Below are 9369 nucleotides of genomic sequence, written 5' to 3' on the forward strand. Positions count from 1 at the left end.
ATAATTGAGAATAATCATGAGGGCCGCACTCAAAACGATTACGACTACCTGAATGTTCGAGATTGAGACAAGACCCCAGTTGAAGTTGACCGTTGCCATTGTAGGATACTGGCGAGGATTTGGACCGACAAAAGGAAGAACTCGCATGAGATTCTGCAAAATCAGTTCGATTGCGATTGCCGTGATAAGAGAGTTGAGGCGTGGGGCAGTGCGGAGCGGACGATATGCGACGCGCTCAATCAAAATAATCAAAAGCGCACATGTTACCATGGCCGCAACAAAAGCGAGGCTCATTCCGAGTGCAGTTGTGCCCAGAGCCGTGAGCACGAAATAGCCTGCGTAGGCTCCAATCATCATTACATCGCCATGCGCAAAGTTAATCAGCTTGACGATTCCGTAAACCATCGTGTAGCCAAGCGCAATCAGTGCGTAAATGCTTCCGAGCGAAAGACCGTTCACGAACTGCTGAATAAAAATAGAAGTCGAGTTCAATGTGTTCTCCAGAAAATACTTTTTCCTTTCTATTATATTTTAAAATAAAAACGCCCGCAATACAGTCACGGCATAGCACCGTGCCACATCATTGCGGGTTATCCTATTATAACGCTTATTCACCAAACTTTTCAATTACTCTTTGGATTACTTTGCAAAAAATATCTTCCCCCAGCCTTTTATTTTTGATATACTATTTCAATTTATTTTTTAAAAAAATTGACCCGCGTGTGCGAGTTTTATGGGAGAAAATCATGGCATTTTATTTTTCTGAGCCGTCTCACACTTTCGGTGAGTACCTTTTGGTTCCGGGCTATTCTAGTGCGGAATGTATTCCTGACAATGTAAGCCTGCGTACACCGCTCGTTAAGTACAATAAAAAGGCCGGCGAGGAATCTCCGCTTTCAATGAATATTCCGATGGTTTCTGCTGTAATGCAGGCTGTTTCGGATGACAAAATGGCTATCGCACTTGCAAAAGAGGGCGGAATCAGCTTCATTTATGGAAGCCAGTCAATCGAAGATCAGGCTGCGATGATTGCCCGCGTTAAGTCTTACAAGGCAGGATTCGTAACTTCTGATTCAAATGTTCGTCCTGATCAGACTCTCGAAGAAGTCATCGCTCTCAGCGAAAAAACTGGTCACTCAACTTGTGCCGTTACAGAGGACGGAACTGCTCACGGAAAGCTCGTCGGAATCATCACTTCAAAAGATTTCCGAATCTCTCACTGCAAACCTGGTTCAAAAGTTTCTGAATATATGACTCCGCTCGCTGACATGGTAACTGGTCAGGAAGGAATCACTTTGAGCGAAGCAAACGAGATTATCTGGGACAAAAAGGTCAATCAGCTCCCTGTCGTTGACAAAGACGGCAATCTCGTTTCTTTGATTTTCCGAAAAGACTATGCTACTCACGAAACTCACCCGCTCGAATTGCTTGACGCGCAGCACCGATACATCGTCGGAGCTGGTATCAACACACGCGATTACATGGAGCGGGTTCCGGCTTTGCTTGAAGCTGGTGCAGATGTTTTCGTTCTCGACTCTAGCGAAGGTTATTCTTACTGGCAGGAAAAGGCTCTCAAAGACATCCACGAAAAATTCGGAAAGAATGTCCGCGTAGGTGCCGGAAATGTCGTTGATGCTGACGGATTCAACTTCTTGGCTGAGGCTGGTGCTGATTTCGTAAAGATTGGTATCGGCGGCGGTTCAATTTGTATCACTCGTGAGCAGAAAGGTATCGGTCGTGGTCAGGCTACTGCTACAATCGAAGTTGCAAAGGCTCGCGACGAATACTACAAAAAGACTGGCATTTACATTCCTATTTGTTCTGACGGTGGTATCGTTCAGGATTATCACATCACTTTGGCTTTGGCTATGGGCTCAGACTTCGTAATGCTCGGCCGCTACTTCGCACGATTCGACGAGTCTCCTTCAAACAAGCTCGTCATGAACGGAAGTTATGTCAAAGAGTACTGGGGCGAGGGAAGTAACCGCGCACGCAACTGGCAGCGATACGACTTGGGCGGCAAAAAATCAATGGCTTTTGAAGAGGGCGTTGATTCTTATGTTCCTTACGCTGGTCATTTGCATGACGGTGTTGGAATGACTTTGCGCAAGGTAACTCATACAATGTGTAACTGTGGTGCACTTTCAATTCCTGAATTGCAGGAAAAGGCTAAGCTCACGCTCGTTTCTTCTGTCTCAATCACAGAGGGCGGCGCACATGATGTCATCGTAAAAAATACATCAATGCAGAACTAGTAAATTGAAAGTTTAAAACTGAAAATTGAAAATCGACACAGGACATTGCTTTGCTTGTCCTGTGTTTTTTTTGAGGAAACTGAGGATGGGTTAGTCAGTTTTTATGGATTTGAACTGTTTGCTTTTTCGGCCGCTTTGAACTGACGGTAGCTTTCAGGGGATTGTGGAGCCAAAACCGTGCCAAGGACGATGGCTGAAAGATAGCCAGCCACTCCAAGATATGAGACATCCTGACTCTGCGAGGATTTTTTGTCGAAATAAGATTGCTCCAGCTTTTCTTTCTGCTCCTGCTCGTGGATTTCCCTGCGTTCATCGGCAATCGCTTTGAGCGAAATGCTTTCTTCCGCATACAGAGAGACGCTGAGACACAAAAAAACACTTGCCAGAATTTTCTTCATATAAAAAGTATATACCCAAGGCCGCAGAGAAAGCAAGAATTCTATTCCAAAATAGTGATTTCGACGCGGCGGTTTTGAGCGCGGCCTTCATTTGTGTCGTTGCTTGCAATCGGCTTATTTCCGCCGTGACCTTTACAGATGAAGTTTGCCGCCGGAATTCCGCGTTTTGCGAGTTCGGCGGCAATATTTTTTGCTCGCTCTTCGGAAAGTTTTTGTTCTCCGGCGGGTTTGCCTACGCTCGCCGTGTGTCCTTCAATCAGGAACTGAGAATTTGGCGCGAGTTTCAGAACATCTGCGATTTCGTCCAGGCGGGATTTTTCACTTGCGAGGACTTCTGCACTGTCGGCCTTGAATTTTATGTCACGCACGGAAAGCCGGATTCCGGCAGGAGTTTCTTCAAAGACCATGTTGTTTTTGTCGCCGGAAGATGTTTGTGCCGAGCCTGATTGTGCCGAGCCTATGCCCGATGAGGAAGAAATTGCAGAGGAAGAGCCGGTTTTGCTTGGCAAGCTAGATTTTCCTGATGTGGCCGTGCCCGCGCTTGCCGAGCTGGTGCCTGTCGCAACTGAGCTTGCAGAGGAAGAGCCGGTTTTGCTTGATGTGCCCGATTTTCCTGATGCCGAACCAGTTCCCGCGCCTGCCAAGCCTGTTCCCGCAGAACTTGCGCTAGCCGTGCCAGTTCCAGCAGCCTGATTTTTTTTGCTGCCTGTTGCCGGGGTTGTCGTGTCTGCGCGCGCGATTCTGTTCAGCGCAAAAATCAGCTTGTCGTGGTCTGTAGCCGGCGGATATTCCGTAAAGAGCGTGATTGTGCCTTTCAGATTGACCTGAGTTCCGTCAGCGTAGGCAAAAGTTTCGTCAACATTGTCCGTGATTAAGATTGCCTCGCCTGTTGAAGCACGCACGATGATATCAGCCTTGTGCCCGCCAGTTGCCTTTTTCAAAGTCGAGTCGCCTTTCGGATCAAAATTCAAGTTCGAAAATCCATAATTTGTTTGCCAGATTGCCTTGATTCTAAAAACTTTCTCGCCACGATATAATTCTTCGCCGTCAAAAGTGTAAAGAACAAGAATCGGCATCCTCGTAAAAATGCCTTTGTTCATCGGGTCAACAGCCCGCTCTCCTTCGCCTTTCCATGAATCGCCCGGTTTTAGCTGTTGCGTTGTATATGACGGGAAACTTCGGAAAGTCGGATAACCGTTGTCTTGAAACATCGTCATCTTTCCGTCAGCAGAAATTTTGAAAACAGAAGGAATTGCCTCGTGGATTCCGGCCATAGTCGCCTTTGAATTGCGCAAAGTCTCTTCCATAACAAAGAAATTGCCGTCATACCAGCGGTCGCCTGCCAAAGAACGCACGCCATCAGGTGCAAAAGCGCGGCCGATAAAAGAATGTACCTCGCGACTGGTCAAGCCCGAATATTTTCCGTTCACATACCGGCGGAGATTCGTTCGTTCAACAAGTTTATAGCTGGAATCTCCCGCATAAGAGATTTTTGTCTGAGAAAACGCCGAAAAAGCCAAAATAAAAGCAAGTACCGATAAAGCAATTCTTTTCATGCTAAGATTATCGGTATTTTTCATAGCGCAATTAACGGGCTACAGGCTTTCCGCACTTCGGTAACCCTCATTCCTTCGCTTCGCTACGGAACGCCTTCGGCGGTGCTCCAATCCTGGCGCAGCATTTACTGGTTAACGACCTGATTTTTGCCGTTATTCTTGCCGATATAGAGTTTTTCGTCGGCGATTTTAATCAAGTCTTCAACCGTGGTATTGGGCTTGTAGCTCGCCAGTCCAATTGTCACGGTGATTCCCACGTCTTTGTCGTTGTAGGTGATTTTTTCGTTTTCGATGTCCTTTCGGATTCGCTCGGCGACTTTGTGCGTGATTTTATTGTCGGCACGAACCATCACAAGAATTTCCTCGCCGCCGTAACGGAAAACCGCATCATCCTTTCGCACGTCACAGCTGATGATGTTTGCAACCGTCTTGAGGATGAGGTCGCCGCAGTCATGACCGTAAGTGTCGTTGATTCGCTTGAAATTGTCCAAATCGCACATCAAAAGCGTGAAAGTGCCGTCGCCTTTTTCTGCCTGCCTCATCACGCTTGAAATGTGGCTTTTCATGCTGCGGCGGTTGTGCAAAAGCGTGAGCGCGTCGTAGTCGGCAAGTCTTTCAAGTTCCTTTGCAAGCTGTTTTTCGATAAGATATGTGATGAGCCAAAGGGCTATGACCACAAGAGAAACGTTCACCGCACGGATAATCAGGTTCGGGATAAAAAGCCCGTCGTTTGCGGGAAGAAGGGCATCGCCCTTGACAATCCATGAGACTGCGAGGGAGACAACGATTTCCGCACTGATCAAAAGAGTGAATTTGTGATCGAGAAAGAAGACTGCAAAAAGGATGAAAAATGCCCCGTATGCCCAAAAGTCCCTGCAGGGAATGAGATAAGAGATGAAATTCCACTGGATGATTTCAAGAATCGCAAGAAATATTTTACCATATTTGATGATGTTCGGTTTTAAATATCCGTCGGGAGTTTCGCAATGCAAAACGAACATAATGGCTGTAAAAAAGTAGAGGGCACACGTTGAATCAAAAATCAGAAGACCCGCAAGAGGAACCATCGGGTAGAAACCGAGGAATTTTATCGCCGTATAAGTAAGGCCAGCGCAGAGTGTTGCCCCCGGGGCTGCGAGAATAACCAGCTTGAAAACGCGGTTCATGTAAAGCTCAATAGCGGAAAGATTTTCTTCGTTCATATTAATTTTCCATTGTAACACAGGAAATCCGCACTGTCAAAAAAACTGCAATTTTTAGCGGTAACACAGAAAAGCTATGTTCACATTTCCACTGAATCGGCTTTGACGTAATTGTATACCATGTCGTCAGAAAGCATAGCCGTAACGTAGACTCCTGTAACCGTGATTACGTCGCCTTCTTTCGGGAGTTTGCCTGCAAAATCGTATTTGAATTCAATTCCCTGCTGGCAGCAAGCCAGAGCGTCTGAAATTATAACCGCGTAAGATGTTCCGCCGTTTGCCGTAGGTGAGTTTTCATAAGCAACAAAATTACCACGCATCTTAACAACTTTGTCATCGTAAATTTCCGGCTCAATCATCATGTTGAAAACCTGAGAGTAGACCATGTTTGAATTCATCTCGGAAAGGTCGTAGTCAATTTTTGTTCCGTCAGAAGCTGTCGTTGATTTTACGGAAGTGGCTTCATTCTGGGCAACCGCCTGTTCCTCGATTGGCAGGGCATTTTCAGGAATCGCAAAGCTGGTCTCAACAGTGGATTTCCCCTTGCAGGAAAGAAGAACACAACAAATTGAAATAAGAACGACAATTTTTTTCATAAAAACACCTCCTGAAAAGCAAACGCGCTAGGGATTGTAACGGCGCGAAGCGTTGTGTAATGAGCGCAGCGAATGAAACAATGAAGCGTCAGCGGAACCGTGAAAAGCCCGACCTGCCGTCAGGCAGGTAGCGCCCAAGAGTTCATTTCTAGCCCTTCACTTTTCCTACAATATAAAAGCTGATGAACGCAAGCAGGTCTGCGGCAACGATTGTCGAGCCGACCGGGGTTCCTGCAGGAACAGAAATCAGAAGACCCGCAAGCGCACAGCTCACGCTTATTATCACAGAACATATTGTAACAGATTTGAAGCTTTTGAAAACTCTCATGCTGGCCAAAGCCGGGAAAATCACGAGTGCGGAAATCAAAAGGGAGCCGACGAGGTTCATCGCGAGGACGATTATTACCGCGACGATGATTGCAATCACGAGATTGTAGACGCTTGCGTGGGTTCCAACGGCCTGGGCGAAAGATTCGTCAAAAGTGACCGCAAAAATTTTGTTGTAGAAGATGATGAATGCGGCAATTACTGTCAATGAAAGGCCAACGCAGAGCCAGACTTCGGCCGGTGTGAGCGTGAGAATTGAATACGAGCCGAAAAGTGTCGTACATACATCGCCCGAAAGATTGTTCGACGGCTTAAAGATGTTCATAATCAGGTAGCCGAGCGCAAGGGATGCGACAGAAATCATGGCAACGGCGGCATCTCCCTGAATTTTGGTGTTCTTGCCAGTGCGAAGAAGCAAAATCGCGGCAATCACGGTAATCGGAAGGACGAGATACATTTGATTCTGGAGCAAATCCGACAACAAAGTGAAAAACGCGCTTCCTTTTTCGCTGAATGAGGCGTTTCGCGAAAGATTTTCCATAAATGTCTGAAGAACGGCCGAAATCGACATTGCCCCGAAAGCAACATGACTCAAACCGTCGCCGATAAAGCTGAATCGTTTGAGAACAAGCGTGACTCCGAGCAAAGAAGAGCAAAGCGCGACCAAAATTCCCGCAATAAAAGCCCTCTGCACAAAAGGAAAATTCAAATGAAATGTATTAATTATATCCTGCAACATAAAATCTGCTCCTCAAAAAAAATCTGTTTTCCGTTTTCCACTTTCCACTTTCAGTTTTCTACTTTCCTTTTTCCACTTTCCTTTTTCCGTTCCACAAGATTTTCTGAATCTGGCCGTTGCAATCCGGGCAGGTCGTTTTGTGGATGAATTCGGCTTTTGTTCCGAAGAAAATGCTCTCTCCGATGTGAAGGACATGCGTTGCGTATTTCAATGCCGCCTCAATGTCGTGGCTAATCATAATAATCGTGATTCCTTCTTTGTGGAGGCCTTCGATAAGCGAATACATTTCTTCCTGTGCTGTCGGGTCGAGCGCGCTAACAGGTTCGTCAAGGAAAAGCATTTTTTGTGTCGCGCACAAGGCTCGTGCGAGCAAAACCCGCTGCTGCTGGCCGCCGGAAAGCTCACGGTAACAGCGTTTTGAAAGCTCGCTGATTCCCATTTTTGCCATCGCCTTTGCGGAAAGAAGTTTTTCTTCCTTATTGTAAAAAGGCCTTCGTCCGCATCGTGACTGACAGCCTGAAAGCACGATTTCGCGTACGCTGGCAGGAAAGTCCTTTTGGATCATGGTCTGCTGCGGAAGGTATCCGATTTCGTCTGCAAGCAAACCGTCGCCGGTGGTGATTTTGCCTTCGAGCGGCTTTATCAGATGCAGAATCGTCTTCATGAGCGTGGTTTTTCCTGAGCCGTTTTCGCCGAGAATGCAAAGGTAATCCCCCGCGTTCACGCTGAAAGAGAGATTTTTGATGATAATCTTTGAGTCGTAACCCAAAGTAAGATTTTCACAAGTAAGCTGTGCCATAATGTTCCTTTTTAAATTTCTCACAGAGGCCACAGAGTACACAGAGGGATTTTTGACATAACAAGTTTCACACCTCAAATACATCGTAAAAAAAAGCACATGATTGTGGTATAAAACTTCGTATTACGAAAGATTCTCTGTGCCCTCAAAAGCTCTGTGAGGAATTTATTTCAATGCCTCAAGATTTGCCCGCATGATGTCCAGATAGCTTGCTCCATTTTGGGCTTGTTTGAAGGTTGTTGACTGCATTGAATCAAGCTGGATGATTTTACAGTCTTTTGCTCCTGCGTTTGAAATAACCGTTCTGGCGATTTTTTTGTCCGCACTTTCTGTCACGAAAACTGCCGGCGATTTGAGCTCGTGCAGCTTGACTGAAAGGAAGGCGATTGTGTCAAAACTTGCCTCGCTTTCGGCAGAGCAGCCGATGAAAGCCGCGTAATATTTGATTCCGAATTCATCCGTGAGATAGAGGAATGGGAATCGGTCACAGACGAGAATTGTTTTTCCGCCGAATTTATCCGCATATTCCTGCTTGAGCGCAGAAAGTTTGTCTACATAATAGACAAGATTTGCCATATATATAGAAGAATTTGATTCATCTTTTTCCATTAAAGCACGCGCAATCTCATTTGATGCTGCAATCGCGTTGTTCAAAGAGAGCCATACATGCTCGTCATTTTCAATTTCTTCTTCGTTGGCATCGTGGCCGTGCTCGTCGTGGTCGTGCTCATCATGCTGCATTCCCTCGACAATTTCTTCCTGTTTAACAAAGCCTTTGAGTTTGTCCATGAGGTTGATGACAATCATTTTGTCATTGCGTGCATTTTTGAGCGCGGTTTCAACCCAGGCGTCAGATTCACCGCCTACATAAATGAAAATATCAGCCGTAGAAATTTTTACGATGTCCGAAGCCGATGGCTGAAAACTGTGCATGTCAACGCCGTCTTTTAAAAGCATATCGACATAAACCGAATCACTTCCAGTCGCAAGATTTCTAGCCCAGTCGTAAGCCGGGAAAATCGTAGCAAGCACAGTAATTTTTCCTGCAGAAGAAGCCTGCTCCGAGCTGGATTTTTTCTGGCAGGAAGTGAAATTCAAAACAAACCACAGATTACACAGATTCACACAGATTAAAAGAATTTTTCTCATAAAAATAATCTCCATTTAGCAAAGCAACTGCTAACCGCTAACCGCTCCCTGCTAATTCTTAACTCCACAATCCTTGCACACACCGTACAGCGTGGTTTCGCTCCGGCTGATTTCAAATCCGTCGGCCAGTTCCACTTCGTTCACAAGCTTTTCGGTCTGCTCGCTTTCGAGGTGGAAGATTTTGCCGCATTTCGTGCAGGAAAGGTGAATGTGATTCTTGCACTCGGAATTGTCGAAAAACTGGTAGAAGGATTCCTTGCTGCCCGTCTTTGTGACCCGCTTGATTTTTTGCTCGGCTTCAAGCTCGGCCAGATTGCGGTAGACGGAGCTTTTGCTGATGTTTTTGCC

General features: G+C 46.1%; 10 protein-coding genes. 1 reads left to right on the forward strand and 9 read right to left on the reverse strand.

Translation table 11 applies throughout. The features are described 5' to 3' along the window. The coding region (locus tag IJJ71_RS01925; RefSeq protein WP_296844990.1) for a branched-chain amino acid ABC transporter permease at positions 1-492 on the reverse strand (492 nt) is incomplete at its 3' end. A 254-nt stretch (positions 493-746) separates the two neighbouring features. On the opposite strand from IJJ71_RS01925, the gene IJJ71_RS01930 reads away from it, so the two are divergent. Beyond that, positions 747-2255: an IMP dehydrogenase gene (locus IJJ71_RS01930; protein WP_296844991.1), complete on the forward strand. Its 1509-nt coding sequence runs from the start codon at positions 747-749 to the stop codon at positions 2253-2255. Positions 2256-2356: 101 nt separating this feature from the next. On the opposite strand, the gene IJJ71_RS01935 is transcribed toward IJJ71_RS01930, so the two are convergent. The 8 genes from IJJ71_RS01935 to IJJ71_RS01970 form a co-directional block, all read right to left on the reverse strand. Next, positions 2357-2653: a hypothetical protein gene (locus IJJ71_RS01935; RefSeq protein ID WP_296844992.1), complete on the reverse strand. Its 297-nt coding sequence runs from the start codon at positions 2651-2653 to the stop codon at positions 2357-2359. Positions 2654-2694: 41 nt separating this feature from the next. Then, a complete protein-coding gene (locus IJJ71_RS01940) occupies positions 2695-4209 on the reverse strand; it encodes an OmpA family protein (protein WP_296844993.1) in 1515 nt (504 codons plus the stop codon). A gap of 125 nt (positions 4210-4334) precedes the next feature. Further along, entirely contained in the window at positions 4335-5411 is a 1077-nt protein-coding gene (locus IJJ71_RS01945) for a GGDEF domain-containing protein (protein ID WP_296844994.1), read from the reverse strand. Positions 5412-5491: 80 nt separating this feature from the next. Continuing rightward, positions 5492-6007: a hypothetical protein gene (locus IJJ71_RS01950; protein ID WP_296844995.1), complete on the reverse strand. Its 516-nt coding sequence runs from the start codon at positions 6005-6007 to the stop codon at positions 5492-5494. A gap of 148 nt (positions 6008-6155) precedes the next feature. Continuing rightward, on the reverse strand, positions 6156-7073 hold the full coding sequence (locus IJJ71_RS01955; protein WP_296844996.1) for a metal ABC transporter permease: 918 nt from the start codon (positions 7071-7073) through the stop codon (positions 6156-6158). A 58-nt stretch (positions 7074-7131) separates the two neighbouring features. After that, positions 7132-7872, reverse strand: a complete 741-nt coding sequence (locus tag IJJ71_RS01960; RefSeq protein WP_296844997.1) for a metal ABC transporter ATP-binding protein — start codon at positions 7870-7872, stop codon at positions 7132-7134. Between the two features lie 165 nt (positions 7873-8037). Continuing rightward, positions 8038-9021: a metal ABC transporter substrate-binding protein gene (locus tag IJJ71_RS01965; protein WP_296844998.1), complete on the reverse strand. Its 984-nt coding sequence runs from the start codon at positions 9019-9021 to the stop codon at positions 8038-8040. 51 nt (positions 9022-9072) lie between these two features. After that, on the reverse strand, positions 9073-9369 hold a 297-nt coding region (locus IJJ71_RS01970), incomplete at its 5' end, for a Fur family transcriptional regulator (protein ID WP_296844999.1).

Origin of the sequence: Treponema sp. (assembly GCF_017430385.1) — a bacterium.
Classification (GTDB): domain Bacteria; phylum Spirochaetota; class Spirochaetia; order Treponematales; family Treponemataceae; genus Treponema_D.